A 238-nucleotide genomic window follows, 5' to 3' on the forward strand; every position below is an offset into this window, starting at 1 on the left:
GTGCGCCGCGGCGGCGCGTTCCTCGACGCTGCCGCCCTGCAGGTCGCCGTCCGCATAAGGCGGGCGGCCGGGCGCCATCAACTGCGCGGACATGTAGCCGTCCGGCGTGTACAGGATCCAGCCGCGCGCGTCGCGGCCGAGCGGGTAGGTGACGGTGCCGCCGTCGCGCGGGCGGATTTCGTAGGAAACGAGGCGCCATGCGCCGACGAGTTGTTCTCGAAGCTGGCTGGTTGGCATG

The 238-nt window shown here is 71.8% G+C and carries 1 protein-coding gene; it reads right to left on the bottom strand.

Annotated elements, in window-relative coordinates:
• A partial coding sequence (locus SB751_RS34980) for a lipocalin-like domain-containing protein (protein ID WP_410749612.1) occupies positions 1-237 on the bottom strand: 237 nt, incomplete at its 3' end.
• Position 238 lies beyond the last annotated feature (1 nt).

Source organism: Cupriavidus sp. SIMBA_020, assembly GCF_046535395.1.
Taxonomy (GTDB): Bacteria; Pseudomonadota; Gammaproteobacteria; order Burkholderiales; family Burkholderiaceae; genus Cupriavidus; species Cupriavidus campinensis.